This is a genomic window from Ruegeria sp. YKSF131, assembly GCF_059612645.1.
Genome location: NZ_JBXWQZ010000022.1, coordinates 1 through 19,524, shown reverse-complemented (window position 1 = coordinate 19,524; position 19,524 = coordinate 1). Strand labels below are relative to the sequence as shown.

General features: G+C 55.3%; 20 protein-coding genes and 1 pseudogene. 8 read left to right on the top strand and 13 right to left on the bottom strand.

Annotated elements, in window-relative coordinates:
- The first annotated feature begins 49 nt into the window (after positions 1–49).
- The gene (locus tag AC2FLZ_RS09990) at positions 50–1,138 is read left to right on the top strand and encodes a flagellar motor switch protein FliM (RefSeq protein ID WP_496882143.1); all 1,089 of its coding nucleotides are present in this window, start codon (positions 50–52) and stop codon (positions 1,136–1,138) included.
- A 12-nt stretch (positions 1,139–1,150) separates the two neighbouring features.
- On the opposite strand, the gene AC2FLZ_RS09985 is transcribed toward AC2FLZ_RS09990, so the two are convergent.
- The 4 genes from AC2FLZ_RS09985 to AC2FLZ_RS09970 are packed head-to-tail and all read right to left on the bottom strand — an operon-like array spanning position 1,151 to position 3,352.
- Positions 1,151–1,582, bottom strand: coding sequence for a protein tyrosine phosphatase family protein (locus AC2FLZ_RS09985; protein WP_496882142.1), 432 nt, complete (start codon positions 1,580–1,582; stop codon positions 1,151–1,153).
- Positions 1,583–1,591: 9 nt separating this feature from the next.
- Positions 1,592–2,026 carry a DUF6691 family protein gene (locus AC2FLZ_RS09980; RefSeq protein ID WP_480518974.1) on the bottom strand — a complete coding sequence of 145 codons (435 nt, stop codon included), beginning with the start codon at positions 2,024–2,026 and terminating at the stop codon, positions 1,592–1,594.
- Positions 2,026–2,454 carry a YeeE/YedE family protein gene (locus tag AC2FLZ_RS09975; RefSeq protein ID WP_480495067.1) on the bottom strand — a complete coding sequence of 143 codons (429 nt, stop codon included), beginning with the start codon at positions 2,452–2,454 and terminating at the stop codon, positions 2,026–2,028. Before AC2FLZ_RS09975 ends, AC2FLZ_RS09980 begins: the two co-directional genes overlap by 1 nt.
- Positions 2,455–2,488: 34 nt before the next feature.
- Positions 2,489–3,352 (bottom strand): MBL fold metallo-hydrolase, encoded by an 864-nt coding sequence (locus tag AC2FLZ_RS09970; RefSeq protein WP_480473612.1) that lies wholly within the window; start codon positions 3,350–3,352, stop codon positions 2,489–2,491.
- A 244-nt stretch (positions 3,353–3,596) separates the two neighbouring features.
- Between AC2FLZ_RS09970 and AC2FLZ_RS09965 the strand changes: the two genes are divergently transcribed.
- Positions 3,597–3,812 carry a hypothetical protein gene (locus AC2FLZ_RS09965; RefSeq protein WP_209505776.1) on the top strand — a complete coding sequence of 72 codons (216 nt, stop codon included), beginning with the start codon at positions 3,597–3,599 and terminating at the stop codon, positions 3,810–3,812.
- A 9-nt stretch (positions 3,813–3,821) separates the two neighbouring features.
- On the opposite strand, the gene AC2FLZ_RS09960 is transcribed toward AC2FLZ_RS09965, so the two are convergent.
- Positions 3,822–4,040 carry a hypothetical protein gene (locus tag AC2FLZ_RS09960; RefSeq protein WP_209505778.1) on the bottom strand — a complete coding sequence of 73 codons (219 nt, stop codon included), beginning with the start codon at positions 4,038–4,040 and terminating at the stop codon, positions 3,822–3,824.
- Positions 4,041–4,286: 246 nt separating this feature from the next.
- Between AC2FLZ_RS09960 and AC2FLZ_RS09955 the strand changes: the two genes are divergently transcribed.
- Positions 4,287–4,550 (top strand): DUF2312 domain-containing protein, encoded by a 264-nt coding sequence (locus AC2FLZ_RS09955; RefSeq protein ID WP_209505782.1) that lies wholly within the window; start codon positions 4,287–4,289, stop codon positions 4,548–4,550.
- 594 nt (positions 4,551–5,144) lie between these two features.
- On the opposite strand, the gene AC2FLZ_RS09950 is transcribed toward AC2FLZ_RS09955, so the two are convergent.
- The 4 genes from AC2FLZ_RS09950 to AC2FLZ_RS09935 all read right to left on the bottom strand — a co-directional run bounded on the left by AC2FLZ_RS09950 (position 5,145) and on the right by AC2FLZ_RS09935 (position 8,793).
- A complete protein-coding gene (locus AC2FLZ_RS09950; protein WP_496882141.1) occupies positions 5,145–6,155 on the bottom strand; it encodes a DUF2955 domain-containing protein in 1,011 nt (336 codons plus the stop codon).
- Complete coding sequence (locus tag AC2FLZ_RS09945) at positions 6,145–7,209, bottom strand: HlyD family secretion protein (protein ID WP_480518978.1); 1,065 nt, start codon at positions 7,207–7,209, stop codon at positions 6,145–6,147. The genes AC2FLZ_RS09950 and AC2FLZ_RS09945 overlap by 11 nt, the downstream gene beginning before the upstream one ends.
- On the bottom strand, positions 7,206–8,285 hold the full coding sequence (locus AC2FLZ_RS09940) for an AI-2E family transporter (protein WP_496882140.1): 1,080 nt from the start codon (positions 8,283–8,285) through the stop codon (positions 7,206–7,208). Before AC2FLZ_RS09940 ends, AC2FLZ_RS09945 begins: the two co-directional genes overlap by 4 nt.
- Positions 8,286–8,466: 181 nt before the next feature.
- A complete protein-coding gene (locus tag AC2FLZ_RS09935) occupies positions 8,467–8,793 on the bottom strand; it encodes a potassium channel family protein (protein WP_480518982.1) in 327 nt (108 codons plus the stop codon).
- 350 nt (positions 8,794–9,143) lie between these two features.
- Here AC2FLZ_RS09935 and AC2FLZ_RS09930 point away from each other — a divergent pair.
- From AC2FLZ_RS09930 to AC2FLZ_RS09920, 3 genes and pseudogenes are all read left to right on the top strand, one after another.
- Positions 9,144–9,484: pseudogene (locus tag AC2FLZ_RS09930) on the top strand (transposase).
- Positions 9,453–9,653 (top strand): hypothetical protein, encoded by a 201-nt coding sequence (locus AC2FLZ_RS09925; RefSeq protein WP_496882139.1) that lies wholly within the window; start codon positions 9,453–9,455, stop codon positions 9,651–9,653. Before AC2FLZ_RS09930 ends, AC2FLZ_RS09925 begins: the two are co-directional and overlap by 32 nt.
- 309 nt (positions 9,654–9,962) lie before the next feature.
- Positions 9,963–12,614: an AsmA family protein gene (locus tag AC2FLZ_RS09920; protein WP_480555614.1), complete on the top strand. Its 2,652-nt coding sequence runs from the start codon at positions 9,963–9,965 to the stop codon at positions 12,612–12,614.
- A 207-nt stretch (positions 12,615–12,821) separates the two neighbouring features.
- Here AC2FLZ_RS09920 and AC2FLZ_RS09915 read toward each other — a convergent pair whose 3' ends face one another.
- Together AC2FLZ_RS09915 and AC2FLZ_RS09910 are read right to left on the bottom strand one after the other, a co-directional pair.
- A complete protein-coding gene (locus tag AC2FLZ_RS09915) occupies positions 12,822–13,577 on the bottom strand; it encodes an IS5 family transposase (RefSeq protein ID WP_496822132.1) in 756 nt (251 codons plus the stop codon).
- Between the two features lie 154 nt (positions 13,578–13,731).
- The gene (locus AC2FLZ_RS09910) at positions 13,732–15,276 is read right to left on the bottom strand and encodes a hypothetical protein (protein ID WP_480518988.1); all 1,545 of its coding nucleotides are present in this window, start codon (positions 15,274–15,276) and stop codon (positions 13,732–13,734) included.
- Positions 15,277–15,496: 220 nt separating this feature from the next.
- Between AC2FLZ_RS09910 and AC2FLZ_RS09905 the strand changes: the two genes are divergently transcribed.
- Entirely contained in the window at positions 15,497–16,609 is a 1,113-nt protein-coding gene (locus AC2FLZ_RS09905) for a linear amide C-N hydrolase (RefSeq protein WP_496882138.1), read from the top strand.
- A gap of 521 nt (positions 16,610–17,130) precedes the next feature.
- Here the strand turns inward: AC2FLZ_RS09905 and AC2FLZ_RS09900 are convergent.
- Positions 17,131–18,129 (bottom strand): HupE/UreJ family protein, encoded by a 999-nt coding sequence (locus AC2FLZ_RS09900; RefSeq protein ID WP_496882137.1) that lies wholly within the window; start codon positions 18,127–18,129, stop codon positions 17,131–17,133.
- The gene (locus tag AC2FLZ_RS09895; protein ID WP_480555608.1) at positions 18,126–18,950 is read right to left on the bottom strand and encodes a peptidyl-prolyl cis-trans isomerase; all 825 of its coding nucleotides are present in this window, start codon (positions 18,948–18,950) and stop codon (positions 18,126–18,128) included. The genes AC2FLZ_RS09900 and AC2FLZ_RS09895 overlap by 4 nt, the downstream gene beginning before the upstream one ends.
- A gap of 340 nt (positions 18,951–19,290) precedes the next feature.
- On the opposite strand from AC2FLZ_RS09895, the gene AC2FLZ_RS09890 reads away from it, so the two are divergent.
- Positions 19,291–19,524: hypothetical protein (locus AC2FLZ_RS09890; protein ID WP_496882136.1), on the top strand; the 234-nt coding region annotated here is incomplete at its 3' end.

Genomic DNA, 19,524 nt, shown 5'->3' with positions numbered 1-19,524 from the left:
CGGGTGTAAACCGGTTGCCAGGTGCTGGAACAATTGGTGATCGGGCGTCATGTCACAAGATGTCAATGCCGCGTTGGCGCGCAAACTGTCCGTCGGACAAAAGGATCTGGGGGATCGCCCGCGTTCGGTTCTGCGGGCGCTGCGCCTTGGGTTCGCGCGGGCTGCGGGCGACCGGCTGAACCTGCCGCTGGCGGTTATCGGGGCAAAACAATCCAGCCAGTCGCAGGACGTGCCGGGGGACGCGGCGGGGCAGGATTGGCTGCTGCTGGTGTTTGACGGCCCTGAAGGCCGCGCCGCGGCCTGTCTGAACCCGAATGTGGTCTCGGCCATTGTTCAGGCCCAGACCATTGGTCAGGTTCTGCCCGGTGACCCCGGCGCACGCACGTTCACGGATACGGACGCCGCCATCGTGGCTCCCTTGATCGAAGCCGCGTTGGCCGGTTCCGCCGCTTTGTTCGACGCCTCAAGCGATCAGATTTGCCTTGAAGGGCTGGAATTTACCTCGCGCGCCAAGGATTTGCGCACCCTGTCGCTGGCGATGACGGAAGAGGTGTACCGCATTTTCGAACTGACCGTCGATCTGGCGAACGGAGAGCAGCAGGGTCGCATCTCGGTCTTTCTGCCGGAACATCCTGCCGTCCCGGATGTGGCAGAAGATACCGGGGAAAAGGCTGACCTGCGTATGGATCAGTGTTCAGGCGTGATGCGGGCGGAACTGACCGCCGCGCTGTGCCGCATGTCGCTGCCGCTGTCCGAACTATCCGGAATGCGGATCGGGGACATTCTGCCGTTGCGCGGGGCGCGTCTGGACCGGACCGAGGTTCTGACGATCGACCGAACGCGCGCCGGTATCGGTCGCCTTGGGCAATGCGGTGGTCTCCGGGCCGTGCGGTTGAATGAAACCGCTGCATTGCCAGCCCTGACTGGTTCTGACGCGCAGGACTTCATCGCCAGCAAAAGTGGAACACCACCGCAAGATCACCCGGTTGAACCGGCTGTGCATGATGCGCACGCCCAGACCGTCCCGGCCGGGGTGTCAGATCTGACAGATAGCGATCTGATCGTGAACGATTCAGAACGGATGGTCGCGGAAATCACGCAGCTGGCGGGGCTGGCGCCCCCGGAGTCCGCCAGCTAGGTTAAGGGGCACTTAGCCGCCATTGTCGCGCATCTGGTCCAGCATGGGGCGCAGATTGTCCAGCTGATACCCGGCTTTGCCAGTCGCACTCAGGATGTCGTCCGTGCTCATGTGGTCGCACTGGCCCAGGGCCCAGACAACCGAACACCGCGTGCCCGAGGCACAATAGGCCAGAACAGGGCCTCTGCCGTTTTCCGCCATGTCGCGCTGCCGCTTCACGTTCTCAGGTGTCATCGTCTGGTGGGTCAGCTCCAGCACCTCATATTCCATACCGGCGGCCCGCACCGCTTCGCCGATCGCATCGGATTGCATGGCCGGGGGAACTTCGGCATTGGGCCGGTTGCAGATCACCTTGGCAAAGCCAGCCTCGGCGATGGCCGGAACATCCTCGACCGTGATCTGCGGCGAGACAGCATAGCGGGGGGTAATCTGACGAATCTCCATGCCAATTCCTTAGGCCGCGTTTGCCGCCCTGTCCAGCTGCGCGCCCAGCGGTGGTGCCACGAACATCCCAGCCGCCATTGCAACCAGAAAGACCAGCCCGCCCAGCCCGCCATAGCTCAGCGAGGCCATTGCCGGTCCGGGGCACAGCCCGGCCAATCCCCAGCCCATCCCGAACAGAACCGAACCCACGATCAGCCTGCGATCAACCTCGGGCTTGGCAGGGGGTGGAAAGGCTCCGCCGGTCAGGGCGTTTTGGCGACCTGTAGTCATCCGCCATGCCACAAGCATCGGCAGAATGGCACCGGCCATCACAAAGGCCAGCGTCGGATCCCAGTTGCCAAACACATCCAGCCAGCCCTGAACTTTTGTGGTGTCCGTCATGCCCGAAATCAGCAACCCGGCACCGAACAGTGATCCGGCGATCAACGCAATGATAAGACGCATCAGATCACTCCCATCACATGACGCAGCAGCACAAGGGTCACGCCCCCGGCAAGGATATAGAAAACGGTGGCCACGATGCCGCGCAGCGAGAACCGAGAGATCCCGCACACCCCGTGCCCCGAGGTACAGCCATTGGCGATCCGTGTACCGATACCGACCAGCAGCCCGGCCAGAATGACAACACCCAGATTGCTGGTAAGATGCGTCTGAGCCTCGGGCAGGATCAACGGGCGCAGAAGAAGGGGCATTCCGACAAGCCCCGCAATAAAGGCCAGCTTTTCGGCCATGCTCCCCTTGGCGCTGCCATCGACAAGGCCGCCCAGAATGCCGCTTGCGCCCATGATCCTGCCATTGCCCAGCAGGTAAACCGCCCCGGCCAGACCGATCACCAGACCGCCGCACAGCCCCCAGATCCACTCTATATTCATGTGGGAATTCCCTTTGTGATTTGTTGTTCCCGCTTCACAGCTTGTTGACCGGCAATTTCAGGAAAACATCGCCCTGTTCATCCGCCGGGGGCATCTGACCGGCCCGCATGTTAACCTGCAAAGACGGCAGGATCAGCCGCGGCATGGCCAGCGTGGCGTCCCGCGCGTCGCGCATTTCCACGAATTCTTCGATGCTGCGCCCCTGTCCGATATGGACGTTTAGCGCCTTTTGTTCACCTACCGTTGTCTCCCACGCGTATTCGTCGCGGCCCGGAGCCTTGTAATCATGCCCGACATAGATGCGGGTGTTGTCCGGCAGCGACAGTATCTTCTGGATCGACTGGAACAGCGTAGCCGACGATCCTCCGGGGAAATCACAACGTGCGGTACCAAAATCGGGCATGAACAGTGTGTCACCGACAAATGCGGCGTCGCCAATCACATAGGTCATGCAAGCCGGTGTGTGACCCGGCGTATGCAGCACGTCGCCCCGCATCTGGCCGATGTGAAAACTGTCGCCTTCCTTGAACAGCGCATCAAACTGGCTGCCATCGCGCTGAAACTCGGTTCCTTCGTTGAAAACCTTGCCGAACGTGTCCTGCACGGTGACGATCTGATCGCCAATCCCGATCTTGCCGCCCAGCTCCTGTTGCAGATAGGGGGCCGCCGACAGGTGATCGGCATGGACATGGCTTTCCAGAATCCACTCGACCTTAAGGTCCTGCGCGCGCACAAAATCGATGATCTTGTCCGCCGAGGTTGTCGACGTCCGCCCCGAGGCATGGTCGAAATCCAGCACGCTGTCGATGATGGCGCAGGCCCGCCCCTGAGGTTCATGAACCACATAGGAAACCGTGAAGGTCTGCTCGTCAAAAAACGCTTTCACTTTCGGTGTCATGATCTTCTCCGTTTCGGTCACGCATATCATATATGTGAATTGGAATGTGATGCAATATCGAACCTGAATTTGATGCCGGTCAAAGCAACCGCTGAAATCCTGGCTTAATCTTTAGCCTATCCGCGTCAGATTGCCGAAACTTCGACCATGGCAGGCAATTTCCCGCACAAGGTTACGATATTATCTGCGGGTCGCAATCCCGTTACGTATATTGGGGATACTGGCGCCACTTGGGAGGATGGTTATGACACCGACTGGTCTTTATTCCGAAGCCGAGCAGCTTGAACGTAAGCTTGTAAACGCGGGTCTGGAAACGCGTTTGGCGCTTCAGCCGAGTGTAAGTAAGATTGTTGACCGAATGCGGCAGCAGGGGATGGAGGTGCCTTCGCGCTTGCGTCGTCTGGATGCGGCCTTGTGCGAAGACGCGATTGAAGCGCAGTTTGATAACTTGCCGGTGTGAACCGGATGGTCATCCAAGGGATATCCCGAGGATGACCAGCATCAATCCAAGCACCGACAGAAACAGCGAGGCCAGGTTCCAGGGCAGGACCCCCTGAACCACAGCGCGCAGCTCGTCATCCGACAGACCGGCCTTGCGCGCCCGCATCACGCGAAGAATGCACCAGACCAGACCGGCAAGCCCGGCCACAGACAGGGCCGCACCGCCCCAGGTGATGAATTCAAACATGGTTCCCCGCATATCCTCGTGACCTGATCACGCGCTTAACGGATCGGTTGGGGTCATACAAGTGCGCCGGCCCAATGGGTGCTTGCGACCCGGGCGGCAGCACTGTATCCGGCATTCCACACCAGGGTTTCAGCCTCTGGGACAGGCGCGTTTCGAAGGTGCCCCCGATGATCGGGCCACCGCCGTTCACTGCCAACAGCAGGCTGTCCACTTCTGGTTGCAGGTCCATAACCGGGAACAAAAAAGATGAGCATGTCTGAAGAAGCAGAAGCAAATTACAAGGTCACCGCGGGCGAGCTGCGCCAGTTTGTGGAACGTATCGAGCGCCTTGAGATGGAAAAGAAAGACATCGCCGACCAGATCAAAGAGGTCTACGCCGAAAGCAAGTCGCGCGGTTATGACGTAAAGGCCCTGCGCAGCATCATTTCCCTCAGAAAAAGGGACAAGGATGACATCGCCGAGCAAGAGGCCGTTATCGAAATGTACAAAGAAGCGCTGGGCATGACCTAAGCCCGACCGCCACGAAACACGCTCCGCCGCAGTCCATCCCCTGGTCTGCGTAGCGGAGAAATATCGGGGTCAGCTTCCCCTGTTCCGGGGCCTTCAACCGCAGCTATCATTTCATTTTGCGTGGTCGGTTTCGTCCGACGCCAAGTGATCAGAGCCGTCGCGCGATCCCGCAGGCACTGCACTTGACGCCTCCGGGCTGTATCGAACCGCCCATAAACTAAACTCGAACCACAATAGCCTCTGAAACGCCTATGGCCAAAGGCGCCGACCCGCGTGATGAACCTGATCGGAACACCCGCATTGATTGCCGCAATGAAGGCATAGGCGGTTTCTACGGCCGGAAAACCAGCCGCCGCACCGGTCCCATCAACCTGGACGGGCCAAAACAGCCACTAAGGTCGTTTTGCAACCGAAACTGAGAAATCTGGGGAAAACTCCGCGCCAAGACTCAAATCCTCAGAAACAGACAGAATACTGCGCGTTTCCACACAGCCTCCGGACAATGCAGACGTCTTTCGACTCGGATGAATTAAATAAAAGTGGTCAAGCTGGGAACTCTACTTGATTCAGAACCATACCACTTGGCAACTAACTTCATTGAGTTGCGTGGCGCTCTTTTTCCGGCCAGAATTCATCCACAACGACATATGCGATAATTACAAAGAAGGCGGCACTAGCAACTTGTAATACTCGAGTGATGCTCTTGACGTCAGCCTCGTCTGAAAATGGTGCAACAGACCCACCGTACACAATCAGAGCCGTTGTAATAGCAGAGCCGGCGGCAGCTGCGAGCGGGACTTGAGATTTTCCAAGTGCTCCTAGGGTCAGACAGAAGAAAAAACATAGCAGAACGGGCGTCAGAATAACCGGAGCTATTACGTTTATTTCATAGCATATGATGGATACTGCCGCCCCAAGAAGGTTTGCCGTCAGCATAGCTTTTGCAACGGTTTTGCCTGCGGCAGGCATAGCCGCAAGTTGCTGGCTCAGCAGAGCGACAAAAAACAGAACCAGCAATGCGGACGCTCCGGAAATAAAGAACGCCATAGCAAACGGAACTGTTACAAGCGACATCCTGACAATTCGGCGATGGGGGTCGAAGTCCGGCGACGTTGCTGCCTTCTTTTGAGCCGCCGTTTGAGGTTCAGCGGGTATCAACACGAACATCAGCGTCGATACGAAGCCTGCAAAAAGCAGGTTCAACGGTATCCAATACACGAGCACCAAAGCCAGATTCTGAGATTGCAGAACCAGGTTTGGAATCATCACGGCCCCCATGAGGGCGATGACACCTGGCAATACTCCGGCACCAGAAACTGACCAAATGAACGACAGGATAATTCCAATGGCCACGAGGATGAGGAACACAAGAGGATATGGCGAGAAGATTGACGAGACCAGGAAGGAAATGAACATCAATCCAATTGAAAAGACAAACAGCTTAGCAAATGCTGCCAAAGGCAAAGCGGCAGGCGCTTGAAGAAAAAGGGCAGTGAAAACCGCCCCGACGACGGCGAGTGGCCACCCGAGAAACAGGCCCAATGTAAATACACCGGTAACACCTAGCGCAAGCCGGGTGACAGAGCGCCGGTCCTCAGTACGCATAGGACAGAATTGATACCACGCGGATGTAGGTACGGCCCACGAGGTTCAGCAACGAGTTGTCACTAAGATACATAATCACATCGGCCTGCCCGTTCAGTTGGAAACGAAGATCATCTTCAGCACTACCAGCTTCATAGCCGGGCAAGATAATCCTGACCGGGAACCTTTCCGGCTCACGCAAAAATCCCTTTGTGCTTGGTGGGCTAGCCAATTTTCCGGGTTCATCACCGCCACTCAAAGACACAGCAGCACTGAAGCTCTCAATGACGCCCGTAACAATTTGACCGGGATGCATATCCAACACTACATCAACCGGAGACCCCACCGAAGCTCTTCCCAAGTTGTTCTCGGTAAAGTACGCCTCGATCCAAATGTCGGTTGCATCCAGAAATGTCAGAAGATCTTGGCCGGATCTCGCATACGTTCCGGGGGCTATCAGCAGATTTGAGATTATACCTGTCGCCGGAGCACGCAGTTCAGTCCATTCAAGGTTCAGTTCTGCATCCGCCAAGGCCGCCAACGCGCGCTGGATTTTCGGGTTATCAATCCCGTCAACACCAAGCCGCTGCTTCGCCTTTTCAAGATCCGCTTTTGCGTTCTCAAAATTCGCCTCGGACTGTGCCAGTTGCCCTCGGGCATCATCGGCCTTTGAGACGGCAATCAACCCTTTCTTTTCAAGCGCAAACACACGCTCCGTCTGCAGACGCATGGTGTCGAGATCACTCTGCGCCCTTGCCAGTTTGGCTTGCGCGCCGCTTACTTCCGCTGACGACGCTCCCACTTCCTGAGTGGCTGCCTCGAGATCGGCTTCGGCTTTGTCGCGATCAATTTCGTAAGGTCTGGCATCAATCCGAACTAGAACGTCTCCTGCCGAAACGACCTGACCGTTTTCAACAAGAACCTCGGTCACCGTCCCAGTGACCTGCGGAACGATCTGGGTCGCCACGGCCTTTACTCTGGCGTTCCCGGTGAAAGGTGTCTTGCGGTCAGCGACCAGATACCAGACGAGAAAGATGAGAATGACAGCCAATGTAGACCAGATCGTTTTCCTCATTTCGCCACTCCTTCAGCGGCGTTTTCGGTGCCCGGTGAGGCGTCGATCCAGACTTTGAACAACTCATAGAAGACAGCAAACAAAACGGGGCCCATGAAAATGCCGATTAAGCCATAGGCCATCATGCCTCCTAGCACCCCGATGAGGATCACAAGCATGGGCGTATCAAGGCCTTTTGAGATAAATACGGGCCGCAGGAAGCTGTCCATAATTGTTACGGGAATCGCCAGTATGGTGAAGATCAAAGCTGCACCTCCGGACATGGAACTCCATGCGTAGATGATAACAGGCAAAAGAACCAAGCCGGGTCCAATCTGGATGATCGAGAGGATCAGGCAGATGAACGCCAGCGTGGCGGCCGAGCCAATCCCGAACAGCACCAACAATACCCAAACGACCACCGCTTGAATCGCTGCAACGCCGATTACACCCTTTGTTACATTACGGATCGTTGCCCCCGCCAATGTTACGAATTCACCGCCACGCGGCGCAAATACACGGTTTGCAAAGTGCTGAAGGCCCTGAACCAGATTCGGCCCTGGGCTAAACAAAGCCCCCATTATCAATACCGACAATGCAAGGCCGAGAAGTCCAATTCCGATCCCCAGCACCTTTCCAAATAAGGATTTAGTGATCTCAAGAATCTGGGCGCCGTATTTTGCAAGCGCACCGTCCAGATTCCGTTCGAACATTCCCCAGACATCGGCAATTTTTCCTCCGACTAGCGGTAGTTCCTTGATACCTTCGGGCGCTGGGGGGATTTTCAATTCACCCCTGTCTGCTTGTTCCGCGAATTCAGACCCAAGTTCTGCGGCACCAGACACCGCAGTTGCGACTGGCCCGAGGGTCAGAACAAGACCCATCAAAACCAAGATCGTCGCTGTAAGCTTCTTTCGGCCTCCTAACTTGGACTGCATCCAATTAAATACCGGGTAAAGCGCCACACAGAGGATCGTTGCCCAGATAACTACGCTTGCAAGCGGGGCCACCATGACCAGAGCGCTGTAAAGGAATAGTCCGAGAAAGAGCAATCGTATCGCCAGATCGACAATCTTCGCGTCCTGGATCTTTTCCATTCCATCCCTCCACTAGCTGTTTTCTGAACATTACACTCAAAAAGCAAAATATGTATATATGTTTTAGTTTTATGCGTCCGCCTATCAGCTTGAAGACACAAGTGGATCTGGGGCGCGGCCTGAGGTGCCTAGTCAAACTAATACCTGCGCATGAACTCAGTTTGGCTGAATTGGGTATAATCTATTTATCCGTTTTTTCGTCGTCTTGAGACAAGATCGTATCTGCCACCGTGGTAGCTGCTGTCACGAAGACACCGAGGCCCACGATGATGTATACCATTGTGAAGATTTTTCCTGCCGCAGTTTCAGGGGAGAAGTCACCAAACCCCACGGTCGAAATTGTCACTACAGAAAAGTAGATTGAGTCGAGCCAACTCCAACCTTCGACAAAGTGGTAAAAGACCGAGGCCCAAAAAATCATTCCAATTGTGAAGGCAAGGATGCCCTTAACTCTACCGTCCTTGAAAGCGACGCCTATCCCTCGTGTTATTCTGGTTAGTGAGTTCATCTTGTCCTCGTTGATTGAAGAATTCACATATAGCAGTAATTACATGAATGTGGGGAATAGAAGGAATCTGATTGCCTGTAGTTTGGAAGATGTGTCCAGCAGCCATAGTCAAAGCTCATGCAACGTGTCCGTTTCTGGCTTTTGAAATCCACTTCAAACCAGCTGTTTAGAAACTGGGTGTGCCGGGTTTTGTTGCACAATTGCGCTTAGGGATTCACTCCATGAATCCAAGTTGATAGCTGGAGAGTATGAGCAGTTGGTCCCCTACGAAGTACAAGACCAAGAACTGACCGTCGTACAACACGGCGTTGAAGCAGCGCGGTTCACTATCGATCTGGTTTGAACCTGAGATGGCATGGTATGCGCCAGCGACGGGCAAGTGCGGTCGTCAGCCAGAATTCAGCGATGCAGCGATCCAGGTTTGTCTGATGCTGAAGGTGCTGTTCGGCATGCCTCTTCGCCAGACGACAGGGTTCGTTGAAAGCCTGTTGCGCCCAGCAGGGCTTGACCGGAAAGTTCCGGACTTCTTACCCTCTGTCGTCACCAGAAGACGTTGAACGTCTCTATCCCATACCGCGGTGGAACTGGGCCGTTGCACCTGTTGATCGACGCGACCGGGATCAAAGCTGAGGGCGAAGGTGAGTGGAACGCCCGCAAACATGGCGGCAGTAAAAAAGCGCCTGTGGCGTAAGCTTCATCTCGGAATAGATGAAGAAACACTGGAGATCCGCGCGGTTGATGTCACGACAAGCAACATCGGCGATGCCCAAAGCCGCGCAGAGACAAAGATGAACTGCGTCAAACTCCTTGGCCAAGGCATCATGGCCCGAGACTTCAATCGGCAGGTTGCCGAGTTCTAGGTCCGGATTGCGGTGCTCAACCGCTGCACAGCTCTTGGCATAACCAACACTGAGCCCGTAGCATAAATCCGTCCGGGGAAAGGGGAAGTGTGCTCACCCCCTGATTTGTGCAACAGGCCGGTGTGCCGCACAAACAGAGCGTTGGTCATTTACCCGTTTCTTAGACGTTCGACCAAATCGGCGAGAGTGCCAGCTATACGGTCAAGGTCATTTACAGTTCAGAATAGTAGCCGACCATATATTTCATTAACTTATTGATCAAATGGTCTAGGTTGCCCACGGGATGAAACGGAATACTGGGAGAAAGCCTTGCGATACGTTGCGAAAGGTATGTTGATTTGTTGCGCTGTCGCGTTTGTCGCTGTGTTGGCAGCTTGGCTTTTCCTGTCTTCTGCGTTGTTTTCCTCTGTCAGGAAAACTTTCGTTGAAAATCTGATCTCTAAGAAACTTGGTCAAGAGGTTAGAATTGAAGATGAAGTGCGTCTGGGTCTTGGTCGGCAATTGCAGGTATCAGCGGCGGGGCTGGTATTGCCTGGACCTCCGAATGCTGATGTGAACTTGGCAGCAATCGATGAAATTGAGTTTGAAGTTTCCGCGCGCGACCTCTGGAACAGTAAACTTTCGCTGAGTGACCTTTCTCTCTTGGGGGTTCACCTGAACCTGATCACAGACAAAGCAGGCGTCGGAAACTGGCAGTCCATTTCCCAAGCGGACGTTAATGCCGGGAAACCTGCAAAATCTCCGAAACTGCCAGTAGCTGGAATTCTATCGGACCACAAAATTGACCTGACTAATGTTGCCGTTCTTTACCGGAACGATCTAAACGGGCTTGAGTTGAATCTGCAGCTGCCTGAGTTGCTTTTGAAGCGTGATACGGAAACCGACGTTGCGACCGCAGTTGGGACTGGTTCGCTAAACGGAGAGAGTTTTGATCTGAACGGGACATTTCCCGCGGAAGACCCGTTTCAGGTTGCAGTGAACTTCGAACAGATCTCGATTGCCGCTCAGGAAGTCCCTCAAGAGAACGGGTTACAAGTGAAAACGACCTTAGATGTTGCCGAACTTGGCCAGTTTCTCGATATCCTGAAGCTAAACCGCGTTTTGGAAGGTACTGGGAATATTGGTGCAACGTTCAAATCAGTTGACGGCGTAGCACGAATTGACGACCTATCTGTATCGGCTGAATTAGAAGGCGGACAAAGCCTTTCGCTGACGGGGCAGGTCGGAGAATTGGGAAACCCGGAAGACGTATCGCTGACAACCCGCATTAGGTTGTACCCTGAAGATGCTGAACCAGCCCCTGCCGCATCGCGATATGATCTTAAACTTATCGCGGTCGACATGGTTATTGACAGCGTGCCCGGGCAGGTTCCGCAGCGACAAATGGTTATTGAGACCAACGGCTTCACGTTGGACACGTCTGGCGAAGGCCCGCCCCCGATAGAGTTCTCCGAGCTCTCTAGAACACCCGAAGGCGCCTTAAGGGTCGGGAGCATCAACCTGAGAATTGGGGAACCCGCCAATCCGTTTATCATTTTGAAAGGTTCGGTCGATGACGCGCTTCAGGTGCAAGGAATATCAGCCGAAGGCCTAATGGATATTCATGCAAGCAGTTTGATCTCACCAGAACTCCTAGGACCGGACGACCAACTCGGCAGGTTTTCCGGCGGCTTCCATTTGAACGGTGACATCAATCAGCTTTCGCTGACGAATTTGGATGCAAAGACAAGCGAAACGGAAGTCTGGAACCTCGAGGTGCATGGCACTGTTAAAAACGTACTTAAATTCGAGGACCTGGATTTGGCCATTGATGTCGCAGTCCCATCCGGAGCGGACCTATTGGAGGCTCTATCGCTTGAACGCGTGGAAACTGGGCAGGCTCGCCTTGAAATAGACATCGTTAGTGAAGGCACCGATTGGAACGCGAGTGCCAACGTCGAGGTTGCCGACTCGGTCTTGCAAATTGTGGCCGATCTTGATGATGCGACAAGTGACCCTGTACTGCAGGGTTCCATAGAGAGTGACCTGATAAAGGTAGATCAGATCCGAACCATCGTTCAGGCTGCTGCACAGTTGAGGAAAATAGGCGGTCCAGAGCCGGAAGAGAAAGAAACTAAGCAAGAAGACGAGCGCGACCAAGGTGCGCTAAGAGATGTAACGCTTAAACCTATCGGGCGTTCAATTCTCTTGTCCGGTATGGATATGGATGTCGACATCGACCTTCGGCACATAGAGGGTGCCAAGGGCATCAGCAGTTTGCAGAGCGAACTGACGCTCAACAAAAACGAGCTGAAGGCTGGGCCTTTGAAGTTTGAATACGGGGGCGCAAATTTTGACGTCAGCGGGCAAATGGATCTATCAAACGACGCGCACCTGCTCACGTTGACCGGCAAAGCAGGTGGCTGGCAGTTGGAGGATATTCTTCACAATCTGAACTTCAAGAAAGGCGCGAGCGGTAAGATCTATACAGACTTTTCGGTGACAGGGGGAACCGATTCACCTAAGCATTTTACTAACACTATGAGCGGCAACGCCACAGTGTCACTGCGTGATGGCTCGATCGAAACTCAGCTTTTAGATCTGGCAGGGTTAGGGCTGCTACCTTGGGTGTTTACCAAGGAAAAACAGAAGGTAGCTCCAATTGTATGTTTGCGAGCGCCGATTAGTATTTCCAATGGGAACCTCTCGACGAAACAAACCACGTTGGAAACAGATCACGTCCAGGTTGTCGTCTTTGGTGCTGTTGATTTGGCGGGCAAGGCCTTGGACCTAAATCTACAACCCCGCAAAATCGGAGAGCCTCTTTCGAGAAGTCCGTGGCCAGTGACTTTAAAGGGCCCGCTGGCTAAGCCGAAGGTTAAGGTCAAAGACGGACCAAAAAGACTGAAACGATCGGATGGTGCGGACAAAATGCCGACAAAAAGAAAGCTATGCGTTCCGGATATCTTGCAATTGCAGTAGCGGCGGGGGCCGACAGAGAAAGAACAAATCTAGGGTTTAAGAAGCAGACAATTCTTCCGAAAAACCGCACGTTCTTTATCACTTTAACCAATGCCGAAAGCAACGATTCCGCATTCTGCGTCTGGCTGAACTTTGACCCAAACAGCTCAATTGATGTCTCGGGGCAAAGTTATGCGTTCCAGGTTGCCATGTCCCTACGGTCAGGACTCACAACCAAAAGATGACGGTCGCGGCAAGGCATATGGCGGACAGGAACAAGTCACCGCACCTGTCATAGCGCGTCGCGATACGGCGCCAGTCTTTCAATCTGGCAAACAGATTCTCGATGCGATGGCGCTGACGATATAGCTTGGCGTCATGTTCAGCCGGATTTCTTCGACCACGTCGCGCCAGTATGCAGGCCTCGGTGCCGCGTTCGGCAAGCGCCTCACGGAACCAGTCTGCATCATACCCTTTGTCTGCCAAGAGTGATTTGGCTCGTGGAAGGCTGCCCAGCAACACCATAGCACCCTTTGCATCGCTCATCTGGCCGGATGAGAGGAAGAACGTCAGTGGCCTTCCACGTCTGTCGCAGACCGTGTGCCGTTTGCTGTTCAAACCGCCCTTTGTGCGACCGATGGCACGCGTTCGAGCCCCCCCTTTTGAGAGGCTTGACGCTGTTCGGTGTGCCTTCAGGTGAGTGCTGTCGATCATGATGGTTTCACCATCCTGTCCTGGCTGAGCCAGTTCCCTAAAGATACGGGCAAAGATACCCATGCGGGACCATCTCACAAAACGATTGTAGAGCGTCTTGTGCGACCCATAATCCGCCGGAGCGTCTCGCCACCGAAGGCCGTTTCGAATGACATGGATGATACCGCTAAGCACCATTCGGTCGTCGGATCGTCCACCCCCGCGAGGTTTCGGGAAAAGGTGTTTGATGCGGTTCACGTGGTCTGACTTATGCCAAAACAGATGCGACATGTGCATTCCTCCCGTCGCCCTTGAATCACGGGCTTACGCCGGTTGGAACCGCCATATCGAACGTCAAGAATGCCGACTTTTCCGCCGTCTGACGGAAGGGGCAACCGTTAGCAAAACACAGCGCCAATTTCCAAAGCCCGCGTTCGGTTGGAGCTCATTTAACGGAGAGTAGAGCGCTAATCCCCTGCTCGATGCGTCCTGCGACAGGCTCCGCAAGCGGGATCGAACGCAGGAAATATTCTGGGTCGACCCCGGCCTCGAAGAATGCCGCCAGAGCCTTTTTCCCCATATCTATTCGCCCGGCCATTGCATGCATGGCGGCAATCAGCATCCAGTCGTACAGATTGTCACGGCCATCCACCTCGCTGATCATATCCGAGGCCACCTCGTATTCGCCCCGCATGAAGGGATCGAGCGCACAAGGGATGTTGATCCAGATTGGCAGTAGCGGGTTGTGTTCTCTTGCGCCTTCGATCATGGCTGTCGCTTCTCGCGTGTCCCCGATTGCGGCGAGCCAACCTCCCACCATCGCAGTCAACAACGTGGCATTCGGGTTCGCCTCGATAGCGCGCTCTATCAGGTTTGCGTACCGGGTGTTCTCACCGTGGAATCGCGCGAAACTCGCAGCGGCGTAGAGAGCTTCCTGACAGTTAGGTGCCAACGCGATGGCCGTTTCTGCATGGCTCCTTCCATCGGAGACAACATCTTCCGCAGACCGGGCGCCCAAAGCTGCTTCCTCGATTAGTGCAATGGCCTTGAGCGCGTGGGCCAACCCGCTCGAAGGATTGTCGCGTAGCGCGGTGTCGATGAGGTCACTGAACTCTTCGAGACTGGATCGGCGTGAAGTCCGCATGTGTGCGTGAAACGCCAGAAGGGCCTCAAAGACACCTGCATCTTCCGCACGCCTCCCGGAGTATTGCGCATTGAGATCTTCGGCGACTGCGCCGTAGGCGTCCGCCATACGGGTCGCGCATTGCCGCGCAATTTGTTCCTGCACATCGAAGGGATCTTCTGAATCGCCGGAAACGCGAAACCTGTCGGACCAGACTAAAGCTTTTCCAGGGTTTCGGTCGAGTTGAACTGACACACGCAGGCTCCCACCAGCCTCCCGGACATTGCCTCTCAAGATGTAGTCTGAGCTCTCTATAAGTTCTTGTTGCCCTATCTCCCGCGTTGAGTGGTCGGTGTGCCAACCTGACAACACTTTGATCTGGCCAAAGCGGGCGAGCTCGAGCGCGATCTCCTCAGGCAACCCTTCTCGGAAAATCAGGGCTTTTTCGGAGTCCGCACCTTCAAACTGCAAGATTGCGAGTGTTGGTAGTCCACGAGGGATTCTTTTTTGGATTTTGCTTTCCTCTACCGCGCGCCGCACGAACTGCGGGCGATACCTGCCCTTCGGAACAGTGATTATGATCTCGTCGGCGACACCAGCCGTCAGGTAGTAGTGTTCAATTGCCTTGCGCAGCTTGATCGCTTCGATCCGGACAATGGAGTCATTGTTTGAGTCGAAATCGGCGCCGCGTCCGAAGATATCCATCGCAAGAGCAGTGCCCTTCAGGTATTCGCCCCGACCCTCAAGTTCTTCGGTAACAATGTGGGCGAGGAATTTCTGTATCCTTGGGCCAGCCGTGAAGTCAGGCGATGCCAGGATTTGCTCAAGTTGTTGGGCTATCTCTTCGTTGCTCGGTTGGTCTCTCATGGTCAGCCTCTGTAGCTTCAACCCCTAAACTCTAAGCCGCAAGCCCGCGCTTGCAACCTGTTTGCAAAATTGCTCCCCATCGGGTGGATTGGTTGGCGTTCGGCTCTGATCGCCCAACTGTTGTTAACAGTTGTCGACGTCCCGCTTCATCACACCGTTGGCTAAGTCCCAATCATCGAAAACGCGGACAGATCCGCAAAAGCCGAAGGGAAACAGAAAGATGAAAGCCTCCAACACCAAGAACCGCTCCTGGACCTCCACCGCCATCACCGCCATCCTGGCTGCCACTGTGACCACCACTGCCGTCACAGCCAATGCTTGTTCGCGCTTCGTTGCCGACACGGACCATGGCACAATCGTGACCCGTTCGCTGGACTGGGGCGGCAGCCGTCTGGGCGCCTATGCCCGTGTCCACCCGGAGGGCGAAGCCCGCGTTTCCTCTGATGTTGCCGAATACGCCAACGTAAAGGAATGGACCGTCAAGTATCACACGGTTGCCATGGAAGAGCACGAGACATTCCACGGTGTCACCGCCGAGGCAATCAACGACCAGGGCCTGAGCGCCATGGGCCTTTACATGAACGACTCCAAACCGTTCGTTACCGAGCACAAGGATAGCGGTGCGCCAGCGGTCAACATGGCAGACCTGACGACATTCATCGCCGAGAACTACGCCACCGTGGCCGAGGTCGTCGCCGGACACGAGGCCGGAGATTTCCAGATCGCCTGGGGAGCAAAGATGCGCGGCAGCGACAGCTACCACGGCGTGCACTTCTCGGCGGTCGACAAAAGCGGCCATATCGCACTCTTCCAGCTCAACGAAGGTGGCTTGGAGGTCGTCTACACCGGCGATACCGACAGCGATCTGCGGGTCATGGTCAACAGCCCGCTCCAGCAGGACCAGCGCGAGTACGCCGCCCAATTTGATCTTGCAAACAATCCGTCGGGGCAAGGCATCCCTGCCGACATCGGGTCGGCCAACCGCAATGTCCGGATGCTCTGGACGTCAATGAACCAGGATTACAGCGATCTGAACTACGCCGAAACGATGGGCCGCATCCAGCAGGCCTTCGATTACTCGGTGACCGTGCCCTTGAACATCCAGGACCCGCAGGACAACGGCGCAGGCGATGACTACCCCACCTGGGTAAGCTTCCAGTACAACTTGGACAATGGGGATATTCGCACCCGCGCCATGGATACGGCTCAGACGATCACTTTCAACATTGAGGACACGAAGGCCTTCGACGGTCCTGTCTGCGCCGACCTCATCCAGCAGGCCAATGATGGCAATGGCGACGTAAAATGGGGGACCTGCAACGCGAACTCCTGAAACTTAGACCGACCCCTCCAAGTATCACATGACAACCGCCGCTCCGGAAATCCGGGGCGGCGGAACATTGCGAGCCTAAATCCCCTGAACCAAGGCAGACCTCTGCCCGAATTGAATAGTTGCAGCTCCTCGCAGCCAGCCGATCACTTTATACGAGCAAGATTTGTAGGTCCTGAGCCTAAGACACGACCATTAATACCAACCCTGGCACTGTCACCACTTACACTGAATTGATCTAGCCAGAGGGCCTTTCACCCAACTTTTTATATACACCGAAATCAATAACGATGACGGCATAAGTGGTTCTTTTGATCTGAAAGCCCAGTTTCAATCAAACCAATCCTACTACCGCAGTAATGCATTTGTGTAGTTTCGTAGATGAACCAGATGAATTGCTATGACCTCACGCTTATTCCAATCCACGTCAGACAACTTGGCGTAGCCGCCGATAAAGCTTGGATAGGTGTTCGCGGGCGAAGGTTTGCACCAGTGGCTTTTTCGGTAGCTTCTTCAAACTTCGCTCAAAATCCCGCAATCCGTTCAATCACCCAAAAGGCGGCTAGACTACCAATGCAGTAACTTGTCACGTGTTCAAGCTGGACCGCTCGCTCTTTTACTGCCGGATAGAGAAGCCGGGCCGCGAACCCAGTGGTCAGTACCACAACGATAAACAGGATCTGACCAAGCTCTACCCCGACGTTGAAAGCAAACAGGGCCAGTGGAATGTCCCCTTCAGGCAAGCCGATCTCTCTCAGTGCCCCGGCGAACCCCAGACCATGTATCAAGCCGAATGCGAAAGCGACGATCCAGGGGAAACGCACGGCCAACGGGTCACGGTTCTCCGGTGAAAGCGATAGCTCATGGGCGAGGAACACGATTGAAAGCGCAATCACGGCCTCGACAGGTGGAGGAGGGAGGTTCAGCCAGCCGAGAGTGGCCGAAGCCAACGTGATGCTGTGCGCAACGGTGAACGCCGTGATCGCCCAGAACAACCGACTGCGATCGCGTATCAGCAGCACAAGCGCGAAGACAAAAAGCAGGTGATCAAGGCCTTCGAGGATGTGTGTCACTCCGAGCGCGACATAGCTCGAAAGGATGTCGAGAACCCCAGGATCCTCAGGTACAGTGAATGCGGTTTCGGTCCATGTCAGGCGACGCACCTGCGTCTGTCCGGGTTCCAATTCGTACCGCACTAAGGTTTCCGTTCTGGTCTGCTCCAGCCCGACGATCTCGATCACACCGCCCTCAAGGCCTCCTGGACAGGTGGTTACCCATGCGGTTGTCCAGGCACGTCCATCAAAGGACGGTGACGGAGGCGGCTCATGTGAACAGTTCCCTGGCAGGCGAGCCTCTATGGGCATCATTCGACCGTTCACGTCAGGTGCGCGCCAGGTCACGCGCCAGCGCTCTTGCCCCATGGACGCGAGATCGAGATACCCTGGATCAAGCGCGTGGGCCGGCGCGTATCCCGGCAGACAGATGGCGGAAATGGCGAGCAGAAGTAACAGCAGCCGTTTCATCTGTTCAACACCTCTTCGGCGTTGGGCAAGATAATGGTGTAGCGATCCAGCAGCGCTTGACCGAAGCTTTCGCGCATCTTCTTTGTCTCAGCGGCGAGCCATTCGGCCTTTACGCGGTCGCGGATTTCGGACAGCGGTGGCAGCACGGCGTCCATTCTCTCGATTACCCGCACGAGATGCAGGCCATAGCCGCTCTCGACCGGACCCTGCCATTTTCCGACCGGCAGGTCCGCCAGCGCCTCGTGGAACCCCTCTCCAAATGTGCGGTCGATCACCGGCGAAGGCGTTATCGGAAAGGACTGTGGCAGTAGAGTAGCCGGTCCCAGCGTCGCCGGGTCGGCACCGTTCTCCAGCAGCGCCAGAAGTTCTAAGGTATCCCGATCTCCGGGCACAACGATCTGTTCCAGAGCCATTCGAGCGGTTTGCGTGAACCGTTCCGGGTTTTGGTCCAGATACGTCTGAAGCATGGCCTCATCTGGTTCCACCATCGCGGCGCCGGATTCTGCGAGGAACTTCATCTTCTGGTTCAATCGCTGGCGTATGACCACGTCGCCTTGATCAAGTCCGAGGATCAGCGCCTCGCGGACATAGGCCTCTTCCAGCGCCCACGATTGCATCAAGTTCTCCAACTCCCGGATCGTGGGGGGGCGGTTCCAGGTGGCAATGAAGTTCTGCACCAGTCGGTTTGCCTCGCTCTCGGTCAAGCTGATCATATCGGGGCTGAGCGCAACTGGCTCATCCTCGATCGCCGCGTATGCGGCAAAGATCAGGGCACCAAGCGCGAAGAAATGGACAAGCGGGGAAAGAAGAAGCGTTCGCATGCGTATCATCAGGCCTTCGGGTATCAGTCGCCACAAGGGGGTAAGCTCTACGGTCGGCGATGTGATTGCAAGCTATTACACAAAACCCAAGTAATCTTGAGGCATATACAATCGCCAACCTCGCGACCCTTACCGCCGGATTCCATGCATTCGACGATGATCAAGGGTATCGTGGCACGGAAGCTTTGGCACCAAACGGGCGCCCTTAATCAGACCAGATTTCCAACGCCAAATCTCTATACCAAGCACGACGTCCGTTTGATCTCGGTCATGGGGACTGTTCGACCAAACCGCTAAAATATGGTTTTATGCTAAAACAGAAGCGTTGGGAGGAGAAGACATGGAACAGCAGAGACACGCCGCCGTAAAAAACGCGATTGCCTTGCTCGCAACGACTGTCCTCACTACGGCAATGCCAGCCCATGCGCAGGAATGGACCCCAACTTCGGAACAGCTCGCCGATACCTATCCTGCTCCCGCCTATTCACCCTATGCTGGTCGAACTTTCCCGGAACGGCCACTTTGGGGAGAGACGCATCTTCATACGGGACAATCTATGGACGCCGGAGGTTTC

Bases quoted from the DNA above. Each gene is read 5' to 3' on its own strand.
- AC2FLZ_RS09990 (WP_496882143.1), top strand. From the start codon at position 50: ATGTCACAAGATGTCAATGCCGCGTTGGCGCGCAAACTGTCCGTCGGA.
- AC2FLZ_RS09985 (WP_496882142.1), bottom strand. From the start codon at position 1,582: ATGGAGATTCGTCAGATTACCCCCCGCTATGCTGTCTCGCCGCAGATC.
- AC2FLZ_RS09980 (WP_480518974.1), bottom strand. From the start codon at position 2,026: ATGCGTCTTATCATTGCGTTGATCGCCGGATCACTGTTCGGTGCCGGG.
- AC2FLZ_RS09975 (WP_480495067.1), bottom strand. From the start codon at position 2,454: ATGAATATAGAGTGGATCTGGGGGCTGTGCGGCGGTCTGGTGATCGGT.
- AC2FLZ_RS09970 (WP_480473612.1), bottom strand. From the start codon at position 3,352: ATGACACCGAAAGTGAAAGCGTTTTTTGACGAGCAGACCTTCACGGTT.
- AC2FLZ_RS09965 (WP_209505776.1), top strand. From the start codon at position 3,597: ATGACACCGACTGGTCTTTATTCCGAAGCCGAGCAGCTTGAACGTAAG.
- AC2FLZ_RS09960 (WP_209505778.1), bottom strand. From the start codon at position 4,040: ATGTTTGAATTCATCACCTGGGGCGGTGCGGCCCTGTCTGTGGCCGGG.
- AC2FLZ_RS09955 (WP_209505782.1), top strand. From the start codon at position 4,287: ATGAGCATGTCTGAAGAAGCAGAAGCAAATTACAAGGTCACCGCGGGC.
- AC2FLZ_RS09950 (WP_496882141.1), bottom strand. From the start codon at position 6,155: ATGCGTACTGAGGACCGGCGCTCTGTCACCCGGCTTGCGCTAGGTGTT.
- AC2FLZ_RS09945 (WP_480518978.1), bottom strand. From the start codon at position 7,209: ATGAGGAAAACGATCTGGTCTACATTGGCTGTCATTCTCATCTTTCTC.
- AC2FLZ_RS09940 (WP_496882140.1), bottom strand. From the start codon at position 8,285: ATGGAAAAGATCCAGGACGCGAAGATTGTCGATCTGGCGATACGATTG.
- AC2FLZ_RS09935 (WP_480518982.1), bottom strand. From the start codon at position 8,793: ATGAACTCACTAACCAGAATAACACGAGGGATAGGCGTCGCTTTCAAG.
- AC2FLZ_RS09925 (WP_496882139.1), top strand. From the start codon at position 9,453: ATGGCGGCAGTAAAAAAGCGCCTGTGGCGTAAGCTTCATCTCGGAATA.
- AC2FLZ_RS09915 (WP_496822132.1), bottom strand. From the start codon at position 13,577: ATGTCGCATCTGTTTTGGCATAAGTCAGACCACGTGAACCGCATCAAA.
- AC2FLZ_RS09910 (WP_480518988.1), bottom strand. From the start codon at position 15,276: ATGAGAGACCAACCGAGCAACGAAGAGATAGCCCAACAACTTGAGCAA.
- AC2FLZ_RS09905 (WP_496882138.1), top strand. From the start codon at position 15,497: ATGAAAGCCTCCAACACCAAGAACCGCTCCTGGACCTCCACCGCCATC.
- AC2FLZ_RS09900 (WP_496882137.1), bottom strand. From the start codon at position 18,129: ATGAAACGGCTGCTGTTACTTCTGCTCGCCATTTCCGCCATCTGTCTG.
- AC2FLZ_RS09895 (WP_480555608.1), bottom strand. From the start codon at position 18,950: ATGCGAACGCTTCTTCTTTCCCCGCTTGTCCATTTCTTCGCGCTTGGT.